At 71.2% G+C, this 18,249-nt stretch carries 16 protein-coding genes; 4 read left to right on the forward strand and 12 right to left on the reverse strand.

The genetic code is table 11. The features are described from left to right. Positions 1 to 56: 56 nt before the first annotated feature. Both FHX80_RS09870 and FHX80_RS09875 read right to left on the reverse strand, forming a co-directional pair. Entirely contained in the window at positions 57 to 1,322 is a 1,266-nt protein-coding gene (locus tag FHX80_RS09870) for an ATP-binding protein (protein ID WP_145763853.1), read from the reverse strand. A 15-nt stretch (positions 1,323 to 1,337) separates the two neighbouring features. Then, entirely contained in the window at positions 1,338 to 2,015 is a 678-nt protein-coding gene (locus FHX80_RS09875) for a response regulator transcription factor (RefSeq protein WP_018524728.1), read from the reverse strand. Between the two features lie 421 nt (positions 2,016 to 2,436). On the opposite strand from FHX80_RS09875, the gene FHX80_RS09880 reads away from it, so the two are divergent. After that, positions 2,437 to 3,933: a peptide MFS transporter gene (locus FHX80_RS09880; protein WP_145763854.1), complete on the forward strand. Its 1,497-nt coding sequence runs from the start codon at positions 2,437 to 2,439 to the stop codon at positions 3,931 to 3,933. A 101-nt stretch (positions 3,934 to 4,034) separates the two neighbouring features. Here the strand turns inward: FHX80_RS09880 and FHX80_RS09885 are convergent, their stop codons facing one another. From FHX80_RS09885 to FHX80_RS09910, 6 genes are all read right to left on the reverse strand, one after another. Further along, on the reverse strand, positions 4,035 to 5,444 hold the full coding sequence (locus tag FHX80_RS09885; RefSeq protein WP_145767186.1) for a hypothetical protein: 1,410 nt from the start codon (positions 5,442 to 5,444) through the stop codon (positions 4,035 to 4,037). Between the two features lie 35 nt (positions 5,445 to 5,479). Beyond that, positions 5,480 to 6,613, reverse strand: coding sequence for a hypothetical protein (locus FHX80_RS09890; protein ID WP_145763855.1), 1,134 nt, complete (start codon positions 6,611 to 6,613; stop codon positions 5,480 to 5,482). Further along, positions 6,610 to 7,608 carry a COG1470 family protein gene (locus tag FHX80_RS09895; protein WP_145763856.1) on the reverse strand — a complete coding sequence of 333 codons (999 nt, stop codon included), beginning with the start codon at positions 7,606 to 7,608 and terminating at the stop codon, positions 6,610 to 6,612. The genes FHX80_RS09890 and FHX80_RS09895 overlap by 4 nt, the downstream gene beginning before the upstream one ends. Positions 7,609 to 7,652: 44 nt before the next feature. After that, complete coding sequence (locus FHX80_RS09900; protein WP_145763857.1) at positions 7,653 to 8,309, reverse strand: MDR/zinc-dependent alcohol dehydrogenase-like family protein; 657 nt, start codon at positions 8,307 to 8,309, stop codon at positions 7,653 to 7,655. 207 nt (positions 8,310 to 8,516) lie between these two features. Then, positions 8,517 to 9,074 (reverse strand): ATP-binding protein, encoded by a 558-nt coding sequence (locus tag FHX80_RS09905; protein WP_145763858.1) that lies wholly within the window; start codon positions 9,072 to 9,074, stop codon positions 8,517 to 8,519. Between the two features lie 227 nt (positions 9,075 to 9,301). Continuing rightward, entirely contained in the window at positions 9,302 to 9,670 is a 369-nt protein-coding gene (locus FHX80_RS09910; protein WP_145763859.1) for an STAS domain-containing protein, read from the reverse strand. Between the two features lie 282 nt (positions 9,671 to 9,952). Here FHX80_RS09910 and FHX80_RS09915 point away from each other — a divergent pair, with 282 nt between their 5' ends. Next, the gene (locus FHX80_RS09915) at positions 9,953 to 10,927 is read left to right on the forward strand and encodes an RNA polymerase sigma factor SigF (RefSeq protein WP_145767187.1); all 975 of its coding nucleotides are present in this window, start codon (positions 9,953 to 9,955) and stop codon (positions 10,925 to 10,927) included. A 217-nt stretch (positions 10,928 to 11,144) separates the two neighbouring features. Here FHX80_RS09915 and hutI read toward each other — a convergent pair whose 3' ends face one another. From hutI to hutU, 4 genes are all read right to left on the reverse strand, one after another. Beyond that, complete coding sequence (hutI, locus tag FHX80_RS09920; protein ID WP_145763860.1) at positions 11,145 to 12,332, reverse strand: imidazolonepropionase; 1,188 nt, start codon at positions 12,330 to 12,332, stop codon at positions 11,145 to 11,147. A 68-nt stretch (positions 12,333 to 12,400) separates the two neighbouring features. Further along, on the reverse strand, positions 12,401 to 13,747 hold the full coding sequence (locus tag FHX80_RS09925; protein WP_145763861.1) for a formimidoylglutamate deiminase: 1,347 nt from the start codon (positions 13,745 to 13,747) through the stop codon (positions 12,401 to 12,403). Between the two features lie 128 nt (positions 13,748 to 13,875). Beyond that, the gene (locus tag FHX80_RS09930; RefSeq protein WP_145763862.1) at positions 13,876 to 15,090 is read right to left on the reverse strand and encodes an allantoate amidohydrolase; all 1,215 of its coding nucleotides are present in this window, start codon (positions 15,088 to 15,090) and stop codon (positions 13,876 to 13,878) included. Positions 15,091 to 15,131: 41 nt separating this feature from the next. Beyond that, positions 15,132 to 16,793: a urocanate hydratase gene (hutU, locus tag FHX80_RS09935; protein ID WP_145763863.1), complete on the reverse strand. Its 1,662-nt coding sequence runs from the start codon at positions 16,791 to 16,793 to the stop codon at positions 15,132 to 15,134. Between the two features lie 233 nt (positions 16,794 to 17,026). Here hutU and FHX80_RS09940 point away from each other — a divergent pair, with 233 nt between their 5' ends. Together FHX80_RS09940 and FHX80_RS09945 are read left to right on the forward strand one after the other, a co-directional pair. Then, the gene (locus FHX80_RS09940) at positions 17,027 to 17,452 is read left to right on the forward strand and encodes a hypothetical protein (protein WP_145763864.1); all 426 of its coding nucleotides are present in this window, start codon (positions 17,027 to 17,029) and stop codon (positions 17,450 to 17,452) included. Continuing rightward, the gene (locus FHX80_RS09945; protein WP_145763865.1) at positions 17,449 to 18,243 is read left to right on the forward strand and encodes a transcriptional regulator; all 795 of its coding nucleotides are present in this window, start codon (positions 17,449 to 17,451) and stop codon (positions 18,241 to 18,243) included. Before FHX80_RS09940 ends, FHX80_RS09945 begins: the two co-directional genes overlap by 4 nt. Positions 18,244 to 18,249 lie beyond the last annotated feature (6 nt).

Raw genomic sequence — 18,249 nt, forward strand, 5'->3', positions numbered from 1 at the left:
GCTGCTGGGCGGACTCCTCGACCGCCGGACGGGCTCGTGTCCGCCGCGGCCGGGGCCTACCTCACCGGGCGTTCCGGTTCTTTTCTGTTCAGGGCCACTCGGCTGAGGAACAGGGCGAACACCGGGGGCTGCTGCTGGAGCAGTTCCAGACGGCCGCCGTCCGCCTCCGCAAGGTCCCGGGCGACCGCGAGCCCGATGCCCGTGGAGTTGCGGCCGCTGATGGTCCGCTCGAAGATCCGCGCGCCCAGGTCGGCGGGGACCCCGGGGCCCTCGTCCGTCACCTCGATGACCGCCTGATTGCCGGTGACCCGGGTACGCAGGGCGACCGTGCCGCCGCCGTGCATCAGGGAGTTCTCGATCAGCGCGGCCAGCACCTGCGCGACCGCGCCCGGGGTGCCGACGGCTCGCAGCCCCTGCTTGCCGGAGCGGACGATCGCGCGGCCCTCGCCCCGGTAGGCCGGGCGCCACTCCTCGATCTGCTGCTTGACGACCTCGTCGAGGTCGAAGACGACGGCCGAGCCGGTCCGCGGGTCGCGGGCGTTGGTCAGCAGCCGCTGCACCACGTCCGTGAGCCGCTCGACCTGGGTGAGGGCGATGTTCGCCTCCTCCTTCACCGTCTCCGGGTCGTCGGTGACGGAGATCTCCTCGATCCGCATGGAGAGCGCGGTCAGCGGCGTACGGAGCTGGTGGGAGGCGTCGGCGGCGAGCCGGCGCTCCGCGGTCAGCATCCGGGCGATCCGTTCGGCGGAGGAGTCGAGCACATCGGCGACCCGGTCCAGCTCCGGCACCCCGTACCGCTTGTGGCGCGGGCGCGGGTCGCCTGAGCCCAGGCGCTCCGCGGTCTCGGCGAGGTCGGTGAGCGGTGAGGTCAGCCGGTTGGCCTGGCGTACGGCGAGGAGGACGGCGGAGACGATGGCCAGCAGCGCCACCGCTCCGATGATCACCAGGGTGCGGCCGATCTCGCGGGTGACGGCGAAGCTGGACTCCTCGATGGTGACCTGCTCGCCGCGCTCCCCCTGCTCCGTGGCACTGATCACGCTGCCGCTGGGGCGCTTGCCCACCTCGATCGGGGCGCGGCCGGGCATCTTGACCAGGGCGTAGCGCTTGTCGTCGACCTGTTCGGCGAGCACCTCGGGGTTGATCCGCTCGGAGCCCAGGAGCCGGCTCTCGAGGACGCTGATCACCCGCAGCGCCTCGGAGTCGACGCTCTCCTGGGCGCTGCTGCTGATGGTGCGGGCCTCGACGATGACGAGGGAGACGCCGAAGACGGCGATCACCACGAGCACCACGGCGAGGGTGGAGTTGATCAGTCTTCGGCGCATGAGTGTTTCTGTACGTCAGCTCTTCTCGAACCGGAAGCCGACGCCCCGGACGGTGGCGATGTAGCGCGGGTTGGCGGCGTCGTCCCCGAGCTTCTTGCGGAGCCAGGAGATGTGCATGTCGAGGGTCTTGGTGGACGACCACCAGGTGGTGTCCCAGACCTCGCGCATCAGCTGGTCGCGGGTGACGACCCGGCCTGCGTCGCGGACCAGGACCCGCAGCAGGTCGAACTCCTTGGCGGTGAGCTGGAGTTCCTCGTCGCCCATCCAGGCGCGGTGCGACTCGACGTCGATCCTGACCCCGTGGGTGGCGGGCTGCGGGGCGGGCTCGGTGGCCCCGCGGCGCAGCAGCGCCCGGACCCGGGCCAGGAGTTCGGCCAGCCGGAAGGGCTTGGTGACGTAGTCGTCGGCGCCGGCGTCGAGGCCGACGACCGTGTCGACCTCGTCGGCGCGGGCGGTCAGCACCAGGACCGGCACGGTGTGGCCCTCGGCACGGAGTCTCCGGGCGACTTCGAGGCCGTCCATCCCGGGCAGCCCCAGGTCGAGTACGACCAGGTCAATGCCGCCCTGGAGGCCGGCGTCGAGAGCGGTCGGACCGTCTTCGCGGACCTCGACCTCGTATCCCTCCCGACGCAGGGCGCGGGCCAGCGGCTCCGAGATGGATGCGTCGTCCTCGGCGAGCAGTACACGGGTCATGGAGTGATGGTAGTCCGCGCAGCTGACAAGAAGTGAGGTGATCGAAAAGCCCTGCGGGTCTACTCCAGGCCCACGGCCACACCTTCGAATGTGGGAGTGTGATGACATCCTGACCTGTGATTCATGTCTCAAGTCCTTCCATATCGGGCTCTGTCATGTCGTAAGGTATCTCCACGCCTGTTGCACCATTCAAGGACTTTTGGGCAGCTATGAGCACCAAGGGTCTCTTTTGCGTGCGGGGCTGGTACCCAGCCAGTCCGGAATTTTCAGTGAATGACCTGTGGGCCGGGCCCGGAACGCCATCGAAGGCACCGGGCGTGGATCCCGACGTGGTGGGCGTACCCGCGTCGGTGCCGGCCTCCCCCCACCGGGCGCTTCCCGCTTCACCAAGCGACGCGTCCCGAGCAAGCAAGGATCGACCATGGCGTCCAGCCTGACGAAGGACCCTGCCAGTGCCCCTGGCGTAGAGAAGACCTTCCTCGGTCACCCCCGCGGCCTGGCCACTCTCTTCATGACCGAGATGTGGGAGCGCTACAGCTTCTACGGCATGAAGGCACTGCTCCCGCTGTACCTGATCGCCCCCGGCGGCATGCACATGAGTGCCACCACGGCGACGGCGATCTACTCCGTCTACATGGCGATGGTCTACCTGCTCGCCATGCCCGGCGGCTGGATGGCCGACCGCTTCTGGGGGCCGCGCAAGACGGTCGTCATCGGTGCCGGTGTCGTCATCCTCGGCCACATCACGCTCGCACTGCCCGACACGGCGTCCTTCTTCGCGGGTCTCGTGCTCGTCGCGCTCGGCTCCGGCCTGCTCAAGGCGAACATCTCCACGATGGTGGGCCACCTCTACGACGGCCCGGACGACCCGCGCCGCGACGGTGGCTTCACGCTCTTCTACATCGGGATCAACCTCGGTGCCTTCCTCGCCCCGCTGTCCATCGGCACCATCGGCGAGAAGGTCAACTGGCACTTCGGCTTCGCGCTCGCCGCGATCGGCATGGCGCTGGGCCTCGTGCAGTTCCTGTTCGGCTCGCGCCATCTGAGCCGGCAGAGCGATGTCGTCGCCACTCCGGCGACGGCGCAGGAGAAGCGCTCCGTGCTCCGCAAGGGCCTGGTCTGGCTGATCGTCGCGACCGTCTTCTACAGCCTGCTCGGCGTCACCGGGAACTTCGCCGACTGGGCGCTGCTGCCGATCACCATCGCCGGTCTGGTCATCCCGGTCGCGGTCCTGGTCCGGATGAAGCGCGACAAGGACCTGACGGAGGTCGAGCAGTCCAAGCTGTCCGGCTACATCTGGTTCTTCGTGGTCGCCGCCGTCTTCTGGATGATCTACGACCAGAACGGCTCGACCCTGTCGATCTTCGGGGAGAACTCGACCACGAACAGCCTGTTCGGGTTCGGCTTCCCCACGTCCTGGTACCAGTCGCTGAACCCGGTCTTCATCATGGCGGCAGCCCCCGTGGTCGCCTCGGCGTGGCTGTGGCTGAACAAGCGCGGCAAGGAGCCGAGCACCGCCGTCAAGTTCGCCTCCAGCCTCACGCTGATCGGCATCTCGTTCATCGTCTTCATGATCCCGCTGATCGACACCGCGGCCAACGGCGGCAGGGTCAGCCCGATGTGGCTGGTGGCGATCTACTTCATCCAGACCGTCGCGGAGCTCTGCCTCTCCCCGGTCGGCCTGTCAGTCACCACGAAGATGGCACCGGCGAAGTACAGCTCCCAGATGATGGGTGTCTGGTTCCTCGCGGTCACCGCCGGCGACTCCCTGACCGGTCTCCTCACGTCCCCGCAGCTCGGCATCGACCTGAACACCTCGGGCGCCGTCGCCGTCGAGGCCATACTCGCGGTCGTCGCCGGCTTCGGCATCTGGACGTACCGCAAGAAGGTCACGAAGCTCATGGGCGACGGGAGCTGACCGCGTAACGCGCACAGCAGGGGCCGCCGCACCGTCGAAACGGTGCGGCGGCCCCTCGTCGTACGAGAACGTACCGGTACCGATACCGATACCGGTTCAGCTCACCGGCCGGACCGCAGCCTGCGCCACGGGGTGAACGTGAACACCGCGCCGCCCAGCAGGATCGCCGTGCCAGCGACCAGGCCGAGTGCGTGCAGGGCGCCGTTGTCCTCGGCACCGGTGGCCGCGAGCCCGCCGCCGGAGGCCGTGCCGCCCGCCGCCGCTGCTGCGCCGGAGCCCGCGGTGTCGCCGCCGGACGCGCCGCCCTGCTGGGCGGTGGTGTCGAGTTCGAGCGACGCCTTCGTGGCGCCCTTGACCGCGCACGGGATGTTGATCTTCGAGACACCCAGCGTGACGTCGATCGTCAGGGCGCCGGGCGTGAGGGTGGACTTGCCGGAGGCCCCCGGCTTGTACGTACCGGTCATGTCGGGCAGGTCGACCGGCTTGCCCGTCTCCAGGGCTGCGGGGTTCCCCGGTCCCCTGACCGTGACGGAGCCGTGGTCGGCGCCGCCGATGACGATCTTCATGGACGGCTTGAGTGCGCCCGCGGGCAGCGATGCCGGGCTGTTCATCACGCCCTTGGCGGTCTTGACCGTGAGTCCGTAGCTGCCACCGTCCTTCTTGGCGTTGATCGTCACCTTGGAGGCGATGGAGGCGGGTCCGGGCGACGTGCAGGTGAAGTTGACGGCGACCTCCTTGCCCGGGAAGTCGGTGGCACCGCCGGTGCCGCCGGAGCCCGCGGTGGCGCCCCCGGCGTCCGTACCGCCGGTGGCCGTACCCCCGGAGTCACCGCCGCCGGTGGCGGTCCCCCCGGTGTCGGTACCGCCGGCGGTGGTCGTACCACCCGCGGTCGTCCCGCCGGTGGTCGTACCACCCGCGGTCGTCCCGCCGGTGGTCGTGCCCCCGGCGTCCGTACCGCCGGTGGTCGTACCCCCGTTGGTCGTACCGCCGGTCGTGGATCCGCCGCCGTCCGTGACCTTGATCGTCGCGCCCGGCTTCACCGTCTCCTTCGGGGAGCACTTGGTGTCCGTGGAGATCGGCTTGGAGACGTTGATGTTGTAGCCGTCCGGCGTCAGCGTGAGGTCACCCGCCTTCTTCAGCTTCAGTGAAGCCTTCATGTCCGGCAGGATCATCGCGGAGTTCCTGGGGATCGGCGGGTTCTGCCGCGGCCCCTCCATCTTCAGGTCGCCGGTGTCGGCGCCGCCCAGCTTGATCGTGCCGGTCGGCTGGATGGCGTCCTTCTCCAGGTCGATGACATCGGGGTTCTTGGAGGCGGCCGCGACCGTCTTCCACACCACCTCGACGGTGTCCCCGACCTTCGCCTCGGCGGGTGCGGTCAGCCGCACCTGGGTGGTGCCCTGTACGGCCGGCAGTCCGGAGATGGCCGGAGGTATGCACTCCGTCTTGTACGAGATGTCGGCGGCCTGGGCGGGGCTCGCGGCCAGCAGCATGCCCGCCCCGCCGATCATCATCGCGACTCCCGCCGCGACCGTCCTGCGTTGCGTACTCACGAATGTCCCCTCGTAGTCGGTCTGTGCTCTGACGGTGCGGAATCAGGGGTGAACCACGGCAGCGTGGCCGTGGTGGTGCTCGCGCGCTTCGCGGGCGCGGGGCCCTCGGACGGCGCGGGCGCCCGCCGCAGTCCCGGCAACCGGGCTGTCACATCGGCGAGTCGGTCGGAGCCCCGCCGCGACCGGACCGCCGCGTGCGAGGAGCGCGGCCGTACCTTGTCGACGACGGCCATGCCGATACGGAACACGGCGGCGGGCACGACGAGGCAGAGCAGGATCCAGAAGAGCGTCACGCCCCAGGGACGGCCGACCCCCCACGGCTGCTGGGCCAGCACCTTCGTGCCGTACTTCAGCGAGACCTGGTAGTCGCCGTGGGCGCCCGCCGTCAGCTCGACGGGCAGTTCGATCCGTGCCTTGCGGCCGGGCTCGATGGTGCCGCGCCACTGCCGCTCCTCCCACTGCGGGGCGTAGACGCCGTGCGCGGTCCCGACCTCGAAGACCGGGTCCTTGACCGCGGCCGAGCCCAGGTTGCCGACGGTGAGGACGAGGCGCCGGGAGGCCGGGGCGCCGAACCAGGTCAGGATCCCGCTGTCGCCCTCCAGCCGGGTGGTGGCGAGGACGGCGAGCTTTCCGTCACCGGTCTGTTCGGGCAGCGCGGCGACGGGATGCCCGGCAACGACGAACACGGCGTCGGCCACGGCCTGGTCCCCGGTGACCGTCGCGACGTGCACCACGCAGGGGCACGGTACGGGCGGCTCCGCGACCGGCAGCTTCTTGGCGAACGCGCCCTTGGCGTCGGTGGTGACCGCGAGGCCGTCCGCGTTGGCGCAGGAGTTGGTGCCGCCGATCACCCCGCGCGCCGGGCTGGACCGCCCGCAGACCAGCATCATCAGCAGGGTGTTCGCCCGCCAGCCGCTGCCCTTGACGGTGATCTCGCCGCCCTTGCCCGCCTGCTTCCCGGAGAGCGTGACCACCGGCTTCGGGTCCGCCGCGCTCCGGCCGGTGGCATGGGCGCCCGTCGCGGTCAGCAGCAGCGCGGGCAGTATCGCGGCCAGCAGGGCGGCGAGCAGCAGGGCCGCCCTCCCCCGGCCGTCGCTCCGGAGTGCCGCCGGTCCGGTCGGTCCAGTCACGATTCCGCTCCCGCCTTCACCAAGTGCCTCTCGTCGGAATGCTGTTGATGGTCCGGGGACGGGACGGCCCCGTCGTCGCGCCCGCTCCGCCGTGCTCCTCGCAGGCGCCGGTGTCCGTACGTGCCGGCGGCGGCCGCGGCCAGGAGCAACAGCGCGCCCCCGGTCACCGGCACCCACGGCACGAAGAGCGCCCGGGCCGTCGCCTCGCCGTGCGCGCCGCCCGCCGCCGTGACGCGCAGCCGGACGGTGGCCGAGTCGAGGGCGGGGGCGCCCCGCCACGGTTCGGTGAGCCGTACCCGCTGTCCGGGCAGCAGCTCGACGGGCAGGGTGCGGGCGTCACGTCGCAGCAGGGCGCCGAACACCCCGTCGGCGCTGACGGCCAGGCGTGGCGCGAGGACCGCGTTGCCCCGGTTGACCAGCGTGTAGTGGATGGTCCGCCCGGACACCGTGACGTCCTCGACCGTGAGCGCCGCCAGCGTCGGCCCGCCGACCCGCAACTGGACCCGGACGCCCACCGAGCGGCCGCCGCTCTCGGCGACGATCGCGCCCGGGTGGTCACCTGGCAGCGCGTCCTGCGGCACGGTGACGGCTACGGGCACGTCCGCGCGGGTCCGGCCGGGCACGGTCACCTCGGTGGCGGCCGTGCGCAGCCAGGCCCCGATGCCGGTGGAGCTGTGCGCGCCGCGTACCGCGAAGCCGCCGTTCGCGGTGTTGTACGCGTCGGCGCCGCGCAGCCGTACGGTCACCGGCTCAGGACCCGGGTTGGTGACCGAGAGGCGGTCCTGGAGGACGCTGCCGGGCAGGCCCTCCAGGTAGAGGTACGGCCGGCCGCCGTCCCCGCCGGCGCCGTTCGCCGCGGGCCGCGCCGTCCACACCGGGGCGGCCGGGTGCTCGGTGGCACCGGCCGCCGGGGCCATGGCGACGGTCCACCACAGGGCGGCGAGCAGCGGTACGGCAAGGGCGAATCGGGTGGCGTGACCGGTCAACGGCGGCATGGGCGGCTCCCTGGTGCGTGACGGCGGCGGCGGTTGGCGGGACGTCAGCCCGCGGCCCGCTGCCCGCGCCTGGTCAGCCACAGCACCCCGGCCGCGCCGGTCAGCAGCACCGTGCCGCCGAGCGTGCCGAGCGCCACCGCCGAGTCGAGCGGGCCGGTCTTCGGCAGTGCGGCGTTGGCGTCCGGTGCGCCACCCCCGGCCTTGACGTCGAGGGAGAGCGAGGGGCCCGGGTTGTTGGACGGGGTGCAGGTCGTCGTCGTACCGAGCGCCTTGATGGTGAGCACCCCGGCGGTGAAGTCGACCTTGCCGCTCTTCCTCGGGGTGTACGTCCCCGACAGGTCACTGATCTTGATGGGGCTGTTGGCGGGGATCGCGGCGGAGTTCGCCGCTCCGGCGACCTGGACCTGGCCCGGGTCGACGCCGCCCACCTTGATCACCGCGCTGGGGCTCATCGCCCCCTTGCCCAGTTCGACGGGGCTGGACGAGACGCCCTTCTGGAAGGACATCGTGAGCTTGTAGGAGCTGCCGCTCTTCACGCTCTTGATATCGATGGGCGACACGGCGGCCTTGTCCCCGATCGGCGTCTTGCACTGGTAGTTGACGTCCACGACTGTCGCGTGAGCGGCGGGCGCGGCCATCAGCACCACCACCCCCGCCAGTCCGGACGCCAGCGCGAGAGCTGTTCGCTTCTGGTACGACACCTCGAATTCCCCTCATGCCGGGAGTCGCCGTGCGCCGCTTCGGTGCTGCGGTGCGGCCCAAATAACTGACGACACATCAGATTGGGCGCTCAAGGTACGCCCGGGGCCTTGTGGAGGGAAGACAAAGAGCGCGCCGATCCGGCGCGCTCTTCAAGGGGCGTGGGGCCCGGGGTACGGCCCCGGGCGGGCGGGGAAACCCGTCGGCGGCTACGCCGGGGCGGCCAGCTCCGCCCAGACGGTCTTGCCGGGCTCACCCGGGACCCGTACGACTCCCCAGTCCAGGCAGAGCCGCTGCACGATGAACATGCCGTGCCCGCCGGGCCGGCCGGCCCGGTGCGGGGTACGCGGCGCGGGCTGTCCCGCGCCGCCGTCGGCGACCTCAACCCGCAGCACCTTCGGCGTGCGCGCGATACGGAGCTCGTCGGGGCCGTCCGCGTGCAGGCACGCGTTGGTGACCAGTTCGGAGACGACCAGCAGGACGTCCTCGGCGGCCGCCCGGCGGTCGGCGGTCGAGGCGGGGAGCCAGCCCCAGTCGTGGAGCGCCTGACGGGCGAAATCGCGGGCCGTCGGCACGATGCCGCTGACCTGCCGCAGTGGCAGCGTGCGCCACTGCCGCTCGACGGACTCGGCGGGCCCGGCGGGCTCGACGGAGGAAACGCCGGCGCCCGCGTCCGCGCGTGTGCCCGCGACGGCGCGCGCACCCACGCCCGCGCCCTCCGGCTCGCGGCCGGGGTCGCCCGGCGGATGCTGCCGGGTGGTCCCCATCAGCGCTTCACCTCACCGATTCACCATGTCGCCATTGAACAGATACGGATACGAATACAAATACGGACGCCGATACAGGCGCCGGACGGATACGGAGCGTGCGGCTCGCCGAGGGCTCGCCGGGGTGTCTCCTGCCCGGCCGAATCGGGACAACACCCACTTCGCCTACGCGGATCGCGTGACGCGGGCAACGGACGAGGCTCCCGGGGCGGTGAAACACACCACGATCAGCTGTCCAGAGCCTCTTCGAGGGAGCCGTGAACGGTGAAAACCGCCTCGGCCCCGGTGATCTCGAATACCCGCGCCACCACCGGCAGCATTCCGGCCAAATGGACCCCTCCCCCGGCCGCCTCCGCCTTGAGGCGGGCACCGAGCAGCACGTTCAGCCCGGTGGAGTCACAGAATTCGAGTCGCGAGCAGTCCACCACCAGGCGCACGCGCCCTTGCTCGACCGCGCTCTCCAAGGGCTCGCGCAGCAGATCGGCCGTGTGGTGATCGAGCTCACCCACCGGCGTCACAACCTCGCTGCGCCCCTCGGTCCGGGCCTCGACCTGAAGCCGACCCCGGTTCGCACTGCCGACCGTCCCGCGGTCCATGCCCGTCCCTCTTCATCGATTGTCACTGTCCGCATCACCGTGTGTGCAGATGCGTTGCAGCTGTCGCTGACGTTCTCAAAACAGTACGCGTTCTGTGCGCCACGCGGTAGCCGAAGACCTCAATAAACCGGACATATAGCGGCAATTGGAGCTTGTAACGACCCGCAAGGACCAGGTAAGGGTAGGGGACACCCAAAAGATGGCCGGCTTTGGAGGCGCCGCTTTACCGCAGGAACACGTATGGGCATCGGCAGCCATATGCCGAGAACGATGGAGGAGACCATGTCACCCCGGCTCGACGAACCGCGTACCCACAACGCGCCGTCAGTATGTCCTCAGGGACTGACCGAATCAGACTCCCCTGCCGCGACCGTCCTGGACGGCACGCGCACCAGCACCACCAGTAACAGCAGTGGCAGGGGCACCAGCGGCACCGAAGGCATCATCGGTGAACGCGCGGAGCCTGCCGAGATCCCGCCCGGCTCCGAGTTGGGGCCGATGGACGCCAGGGCTCTCTCGAAGACGCTCTTCGCCCGGCTCGAATCCCTCGAAGAGGGCACCCACGAGTACTCCTACGTACGCAACACGCTCGTCGAGCTGAACATGGCCCTGGTCAAGTTCGCCGCCTCCCGGTTCCGCTCCCGCAGCGAACCGATGGAGGACATCATCCAGGTCGGCACCATCGGCCTGATCAAGGCGATCGACCGCTTCGAGCTCAGCCGGGGCGTCGAGTTCCCGACCTTCGCGATGCCGACCATCATCGGTGAGATCAAGCGCTTCTTCCGCGACACCAGCTGGTCCGTGCGCGTGCCGCGCCGCCTGCAGGAGCTGCGGCTCGACCTGGCCAAGGCAGGCGACGAGCTCGCCCAGCAGCTGGACCGGGCGCCCACCGTGGGCGAGCTCGCCCACCGCCTGGGCATCAGCAACGAAGAAGTCGTCGAAGGCATGGCCGCGAGCAACGCGTACACCGCGAGCTCCCTGGACGCCAAGCCGGAGGAGGACGAGAACGACGGCGCGCTGGCCGACCGGATCGGCTACGAGGACCACGGACTCGAAGGCATCGAGTACGTCGAGTCCCTGAAGCCGCTGATCGCCTCGCTGTCCGGCCGTGACCGGACCATCCTCTCGCTCCGGTTCGTCGCCAACATGACGCAGTCGGAGATCGGTGAGGAGCTCGGCATCTCGCAGATGCACGTGTCGCGGCTGCTCACCCGCACCCTGGTCAAGCTCCGCAACGGCCTGACGCTGGAGGAATGACCGGGCACCTCGCAACGCGCTTGCGAGGACTGCCGGACAAAGGACCTGCCCCGCCAAGGGGCAGGTCCTTCCGCGTTGCTGACCTGACGTCAGCCACGCAGGCTCGGGGCAGGCCGTGGTTCCGCGTCGGACACGTAATCGGGTGCCGGCCTTGGTTCCGCGTCGGACGCGGATTCGGGGGGCGGCCGCGGTTCCGTGCCGGACGCGGAATCGGGTGTCAGCCGTGGTTCCGTGCGCCGGTGCGTTCGCCGCGCCGCCAGACCTCGTGCACCAGCGGCACGCCGGGCCGGTAGGCGAGATGGACGTGGCTGGGTGCGTCGAGGACCACCAGGTCGGCGCGGGCGCCGGGGGTGATGCGCCCGATGTCGGTACGCCGCAGGGCCGCGGCGCCGCCCGCGGTGGCGGACCAGAGGGCCTCATCGGGGGTCATGCCCATGTCGCGGACGGCGAGTGCGACGCAGAACGGCATGGAGGAGGTGAACGAGGAGCCCGGGTTGCAGTCCGTGGAGAGCGCGACGGTGGCGCCCGCGTCGAGGATGCGGCGGGCGTCGGGCCAGGCGGCGCGGGTGGAGAACTCGGCGCCGGGGAGCAGCGTGGCGACGGTGGCGGACTGCGCCAGGGCGTCGATGTCGGCGTCGGTGAGGTGGGTGCAGTGGTCGGCCGACGCCGCGTCCAGCTCCACGGCCAGCTGGACGCCGGGGCCGTGTCCGAGCTGGTTGGCGTGGACGCGGGGGTGCAGGCCCTTGGCGCGGCCCGCGGTGAGGACGGCACGGGCCTGGTCGCCGTCGAAGGCGCCCTTCTCGCAGAAGACGTCGATCCAACGGGCGTACGGGGCACAGGCGTCGAGCATCGGTCCGGTGACCAGGTCGACGTATCCGGCCGGGTCGTCGGCGTAGTCCGGGGAGACGATGTGGGCGCCCAGGAAGGTGACCTCCTCGGTGTGCCGGGCGGCGATGCGCAGGGCGCGGGCCTCGTCCTCGACGGTGAGGCCGTAGCCGGACTTGGTCTCGAAGGTCGTGGTGCCCTGGCGCAGCGCCTCGGCGAGGTAGCGGGCGACGTTGGCGGAGAGTTCCTCGTCGGTGGCGGCGCGGGTCGCGGCGACGGTGGTGCGGATGCCGCCCGCGGTGTAGGCCCGGCCGGACATCCGGGCGTTGAACTCCTGGGTGCGGTCGCCCGCGAAGAGGAGGTGGGAGTGGGAGTCGACGAAGCCCGGGATCACGGCCCGGCCGGCCGCGTCGACGGCATTGTCAGTGGCGGGTGCTTTGCTGGATTCACCGGTCCAGACGACCCGGTCGCCCTCGATGACGACGGCCGCGTCCTGGATCAGTCCGAGGGGGGAATTGTCACCGAGGGAGGGGTCGTTGGTGACCAGTGCGGCGATGTGGGTGATGGCGGTCGTCGTCATCGGGGGACTGCTCTCCTTGCGTGTCGGCTTCGGCGGGGGCGCGGGGCTGACCGGTTCCTCGGGACCGCTCAGTGGTGCAGGGCCGCGATGGCCTTCGCGAGTGCCGCGGGAACGTCGTCGACCAGCGCGTGATGTCCGTCGCGCACGATGTGCCGTCCGGCGACCACCGTGTGGCGTACGTCGGCCGCGGAGGCGGCGAATACGGCTGTTTCGGCAGCCAGTCTGGGTACCGGCCCCGCTGTTCTGACGGAGTCCAGGGCGACGGTCGCGAGGTCGGCGGGCGCGCCCGGTTCGAGGATGCCCGCGTCGGGGCGGCCGAGCGCGGCGTGGCCGTCGGCGGAGGCGGCGCGCAGGAGTGCGGCCGCGGTCCAGTGGCCGCGGGTCCGGGTGCGCAGGCGCTCGTTGAGCTCCATCGCGCGGGCCTCTTCGAAGAGGTCGATGACGGCGTGGCTGTCGCTGCCCAGCGAGAGCGGGGAGCCGGCGCGCTGGAGGGTGACGGCGGGGCCGATGCCGTCGGCGAGATCGCGTTCGGTGGTCGGGCACATGCAGGTGCCGGTGGCCGTGGAGCCGATCAGCGCGATGTCCTCACCGGTGAGATGGGTGTTGTGGACGCCGGTGGTGCGCGGGCCGAGTACCCCGTGGTCGGCGAGGAGCCGGGTGGGGGTGCAGCCGTGGGCGGCGAGGCAGGCGTCGTTCTCCGCCGTCTGCTCGGAAAGGTGGACATGGAGCGGTGCCTGCCGCTCCTGCGCCCAGTTCGCGACGGTGGCGAGCTGGGCGGCGGGCACGGCGCGCACGGAGTGGATGGCGGCGCCGATCAGGGCGTGTTCGTCGCCCTTGAGGAGGGAGGCGCGCTCGGCCCAGGCGTCGGCGGTGGTGTCGGAGAAGCGCAGCTGGTGCTGATCGGGCTTCTGGTACTGGGAGGGCCGGCGGCCGAACCCCGCGGCGAGATAGGCGGTGTCGAGCAGGGTGATCCGGATACCGGCCTCGCGCGCGGCCGCGATCAGTGCCGCGCCCATGGAGTTCGGGTCGTTGTACGGGGTACCGCCCGGCGCATGGTGCAGATAGTGGAATTCGCCGACCGCGGTGATGCCTGCCAGGGCCATCTCGGCGTACACCGCACGGGCCAGTTCGTAGTACGTGTCGGGGGTGAGCCGGGACGCGACCTGGTACATGGTCTCGCGCCAGGTCCAGAAGGTGCCGGAGCCGACCTGGACGGCGGAGCGCAGCGCGCGGTGGAAGGCGTGCGAGTGGGTGTTGGCGAGACCGGGCAGGGTGAGCCCGCGCAGCACGGTGGCGCCGGGCGGCGGGGAGTCGACTCCGGTCCGCACTCCGGCGATCAGCCCGTCGGACACCTCCAGGACGACGCCTGGCTCGACATGGGTGCCGAGCCAGGCATGGGAGAGCCAGTACGTCACGGCGACGGGCCCGCCCGGCGTCGCCGGCTGCGTTGCCGCCTGCGGTGTCCCCGTTGTCGGCTCCGTTGCCGGCTGCGTTGTCGGCTCCTTTTTCGGCTGCGTTGTCGGCTCCGTTGTGGGCTGCGTTGTCAGCGGCACGCGAGACCTTCCAGTACGTCGGCGAGTGCGATCACCCCGGCCACGCAGTCGTCCTCGGCGGCGTGCTCGGCCGGCGAGTGCGAGATCCCGGTGGGGTTCCGGACGAACAGCATGGCGGTAGGGGCCGAAGCGGACAAAATACCCGCATCGTGTCCCGCTCCGGTGCCGAGTACGGGGACGGCGCGACCGTCGCCACGGGTGGCGGCGCCCTTCAGGATCGTGCCCAGCTCGTCGCGCAGGGCGTGCCGGAACTCCACGACGGGCGTGAAGGACTCCCGTACGACGTCGAGATCGATCCCGGCCCGTTCGGCGTGTTCCCGGGCGGCCCGCTCGATCCCGGTGACGACGGCGTCCAGGGTGTCCTGGTCGGCGGCCCGGGAGTCGAGCCAGCCGCGCACCAGGGAGGGGATCGCGTTGACGCCGTTCGGCTCGACGGCGATCTTGCCGAAGGTGGCGAGGGCGCCGGCCGCCTCCGCCTCCCGGCGGGCGGCGAGCACGGTCTCGGCGTACGTGAGCATCGGGTCGCGCCGGTCGGCGAGCCGGGTGGTACCCGCGTGATTGGCCTCGCCCCGGAAATCGAACCGCCAGCGTCCGTGCGGCCAGATCGCGGAGGCGATGCCGACGGGGTCGCCGGTGAGGTCGAGGGCGCGCCCCTGCTCGACGTGGAGCTCGACGAACGCACCGATACGGGCGAGCCGTTCCGGGTCCGGTCCGATGGCGTCGGGGTCGTACCCGGCCGCCTCCATGGCCTGCGGGAGCGTGACACCGTCCCCGTCCCGCAGCCGGTGCGCGGCCTCGGCGGTCAGCTGCCCGGCGGCGAGCCGGGAGCCGACGCAGGCGAGGCCGAAGCGGGCACCTTCCTCGTCGCCGAAGTTGGTGATGGCCAGCGGCCTGGTGAACTCAACGCCCCTGCCGCGGAGTTCGTCGAGGGCGGCGAAGGAGGAGACGACACCGAGCGGCCCGTCGAAGGCGCCGCCGTCCGGCACCGAGTCGAGGTGCGACCCGGTGACGACGGCGTCCCCGGCCAGGGGGTCGCCGAGCCAGGCCCACTGATTGCCGTTGCGGTCGGTCTCCAGGGTCAGCCCGCGGGCCTCGGCCTGTGCCCGGAACCACCTACGGCAGTCGGCGTCGGCGGCGCTCCAGGCGTAACGCCGGTAGCCGCCGCTGTCCGGGTGGCGCCCGATGGGAGCGAGCTCGCGCCACATGTCCTGAAAGGACAGGGGTGACCGCGGTCCGCCCGGCGCCGTCACGCCCCGTCCTCCCGCATCGGCACCCGCACACCCTTGTCCGAGGCGACCGACTCCGCGATGTCGTACCCCGCGTCCACGTGCCGGACGACCCCCATGCCCGGGTCGTTCGTCAGCACCCGCCGGATCTTCTCGCCCGCCAGTTTCGTCCCGTCGGCCACCGTCACCTGGCCCGCGTGGATGGAGCGCCCCATGCCCACGCCGCCGCCGTGGTGGATGGAGACCCAGGACGCCCCCGACGCCACGTTGACCATGGCGTTCAGCAGCGGCCAGTCGGCGATCGCGTCGGACCCGTCGAGCATGGCCTCGGTCTCCCGGTACGGGGAGGCCACGGATCCGCAGTCCAGGTGGTCGCGTCCGATGGCCAGCGGCGCGGCCAGCTCACCGCTCGCCACCATGTCGTTGAACCGCTCGCCGGCCCGGTCCCGTTCGCCGTAGCCGAGCCAGCAGATACGGGCGGGCAGTCCCTGGAACTGGACGCGCTCGCCGGCCATCTTGATCCAGCGGTGCAGCGATTCGTTCTCCGGGAAGAGTTCGAGCATCGCCTTGTCGGTCTTGTGGATGTCGGACGCCTCGCCGGACAGGGCCGCCCAGCGGAACGGGCCCTTGCCCTCGCAGAAGAGCGGCCGGATGTACGCGGGCACGAAGCCAGGGAAGTCGAAGGCCCGCTCGTATCCCGCGAGTTGGGCCTCGCCGCGGATCGAGTTGCCGTAGTCGAAGACCTCGGCGCCCGCGTCCATGAAGCCGACCATCGCCTCGACGTGCTTCGCCATCGACTCACGGGCGCGCAGGGTGAAGTCGGCGGGCTTCTCGGTCGCGTAGTCGGCCATGTCGTCGAAGTCGACCCCAAGCGGCAGGTAGGCGAGGGGGTCGTGCGCGCTGGTCTGGTCGGTGACGATGTCGATCGGGGCGCCCTCGGCGAGCATCCGCGGCAGCAGCTCCGCGGCGTTGCCGAGCAGCCCGATGGAGAGCGGCCTGCGCGCGTCCCGTGCCTCGACCGCGAGCCGGAGCGCGTGCTCCAGGGAGTCGGCGCGCACGTCCAGGAAGCGGTGCTCGATGCGGCGCTCGATGGCGCGCGGGTCGCAGTCGATACAGATCGCGACGCCGTCGTTCATCGTCACGGCGAGCGGCTGGGCGCCGCCCATCCCGCCGAGCCCGGCGGTCAGGGTGATGGTCCCGGCCAGCGTCCCGCCGAACTTCTTCGCGGCGACGGCGGCGAACGTCTCGTAGGTGCCCTGCAGGATGCCCTGGGTGCCGATGTAGATCCACGAACCGGCGGTCATCTGGCCGTACATGGTGAGCCCCAGCGCCTCCAGGCGGCGGAACTCCTCCCAGTTCGCCCAGTCGCCGACGAGGTTGGAGTTGGCGATCAGGACCCGCGGGGCCCACTCGTGCGTCTGCATGACGCCGACCGGCCGTCCGGACTGGACGAGCATCGTCTCGTCCTGCTTGAGCGTGCGCAGTGTGCGCACCATCGCGTCGAACGAGCGCCAGTCGCGGGCCGCCTTGCCGGTGCCGCCGTAGACGACGAGCTTGTCGGGGTGCTCGGCGACCTCGGGGTCGAGGTTGTTCTGCAGCATCCGCAGCGCGGCTTCCTGCTGCCATCCCAGGGCGCTCAGTTCGGTACCGCGCGGTGCCCGTACGGGGCGGGGTCCTGACATGGCAATGCCTCCTCGCGACTGTGAATTTTCTATTCACATCTTGATCGGCTGAATACCTCCAGTCAACAGGGCGGCTCGGACGGCGTACCGGAGGGCCCCCGTCCGGTGCGCGGCGGGGTATTTTCCCCCATCACCTGCATGTACCCATGGAAAATGCCAGAACCTCCACCGGGCGTGAGCACGTTGCGTAACCTCAGGGTCACAGCCGCACGCAGCGTCGGAGGGGAGTCCGCGTGCCCGGAATCGACGAGTGCCTGCTCGACGTCATGAGACTGCCCGGTGCCCGTGGTGCCGCCGTGGTCGACTGGACGAGCGGTCTCGCTCTCGGCACCATCGGTGACTCGCCCAACGGCGATCACGAGGCCACCGCCGCCGAGACGGCAGAGGTGGCACGGATGGCGGCCGAGCAGCCCGCCTTCGCCCTCGGTTCACCGCAGCCGCCGCCGGCCACCGCCGACGGCAAGGGTGTCACGGGGACGGGCTCCCCGGTCGAGGACGTCATCGTCACCACCCGGTCCGGGTACCACATCCTCCGATTCGTCGAAACTGCGTTCGACAGCAGCGTGTTCCTTCACCTGTGGCTGGACCGCGCGGAGGGCAACCTGGCACTGGCCCGGATCCGGCTGGGCGAGACGGCCGAGCGGCTGGTCCTGGCATGAGGACGACCGCCCCGCCACCCGACCCCGCCTTGCCGGTGTTATCGCCCATGCTCCAGCGCCTCGCCGCCGAACGGGCCACCGGCGCCCTGATGCGCGACCGCGGCACCCTCTACCTCGCCGACGGCAAGGTGGTGCACGCCGAGAGCCCGGCCACGCCCGGCATCGACGTCCTGCTCACCCGGGGCGGTGCGCTGCACCGCGACGGCTGGTGGGACGCGGTCGCCCAGGCGGGCGCCGGACAGCGGGTCGGCCGCTACCTCGTGGACAGCGGGCGGGTGACGGGCGGCGCGCTGGAGCTGTGCCACCTGGGCGCGTTGTACGACGCGGCGTTCTTCGCCCTCGCCCCGACCCGGACCCCGGCCCGCTTCCGTTACGGGGTCGCCCACTGGATCGGCCCGGTCCGCCCGGTACCCGTGGACGCCGTGCAGCGCGAGACGCTCCGGCGCCGGGAGTTACTGGACCGGATCTGGCCCGACGCGGTGACCGACAGCGCCCCGCTCGTACGGACCGGCCGCCCGGTCGACTCCCCCGTGCCGCCGCGCCAGCGCCGTGTGCTGGAGCGCGTGGACGGGGTGCTCACCGCGACGGACATCGCCCAGGAGCTGGGCAGATCGGCTTTCCATACCCTGGTCGACCTGCGACGGCTGGCCGCCTCCGGGCTGGTGGAAGCCGTCCGGCAGCCGGCGGGCCCGGCCGGCTCCACAGCCGCCCGGATCCCGTTGCCCGAGGTCACGGCCGACCCCGACGTCGCACTGTTGCGCCGGCTCCGAGACGCATTGGAGGCCCTGTGATACGCG

Origin of the sequence: Streptomyces brevispora, assembly GCF_007829885.1 — a bacterium.
Lineage (GTDB): Bacteria > Actinomycetota > Actinomycetes > Streptomycetales > Streptomycetaceae > Streptomyces > Streptomyces brevispora.

Excerpts from the sequence above, each read along its gene's own strand:
- hutU (WP_145763863.1), bottom strand. The coding sequence starts at position 16,793 with ATGTCAGGACCCCGCCCCGTACGGGCACCGCGCGGTACCGAACTGAGC.
- FHX80_RS09905 (WP_145763858.1), bottom strand. The coding sequence starts at position 9,074 with ATGGGGACCACCCGGCAGCATCCGCCGGGCGACCCCGGCCGCGAGCCG.
- FHX80_RS09875 (WP_018524728.1), bottom strand. The coding sequence starts at position 2,015 with ATGACCCGTGTACTGCTCGCCGAGGACGACGCATCCATCTCGGAGCCG.
- FHX80_RS09880 (WP_145763854.1), top strand. The coding sequence starts at position 2,437 with ATGGCGTCCAGCCTGACGAAGGACCCTGCCAGTGCCCCTGGCGTAGAG.
- FHX80_RS09870 (WP_145763853.1), bottom strand. The coding sequence starts at position 1,322 with ATGCGCCGAAGACTGATCAACTCCACCCTCGCCGTGGTGCTCGTGGTG.
- hutI (WP_145763860.1), bottom strand. The coding sequence starts at position 12,332 with ATGACGACGACCGCCATCACCCACATCGCCGCACTGGTCACCAACGAC.
- FHX80_RS09910 (WP_145763859.1), bottom strand. The coding sequence starts at position 9,670 with ATGGACCGCGGGACGGTCGGCAGTGCGAACCGGGGTCGGCTTCAGGTC.
- FHX80_RS09885 (WP_145767186.1), bottom strand. The coding sequence starts at position 5,444 with ATGATGATCGGCGGGGCGGGCATGCTGCTGGCCGCGAGCCCCGCCCAG.
- FHX80_RS09930 (WP_145763862.1), bottom strand. The coding sequence starts at position 15,090 with ATGTGGCGCGAGCTCGCTCCCATCGGGCGCCACCCGGACAGCGGCGGC.
- FHX80_RS09915 (WP_145767187.1), top strand. The coding sequence starts at position 9,953 with ATGTCACCCCGGCTCGACGAACCGCGTACCCACAACGCGCCGTCAGTA.
- FHX80_RS09945 (WP_145763865.1), top strand. The coding sequence starts at position 17,449 with ATGAGGACGACCGCCCCGCCACCCGACCCCGCCTTGCCGGTGTTATCG.
- FHX80_RS09895 (WP_145763856.1), bottom strand. The coding sequence starts at position 7,608 with ATGCCGCCGTTGACCGGTCACGCCACCCGATTCGCCCTTGCCGTACCG.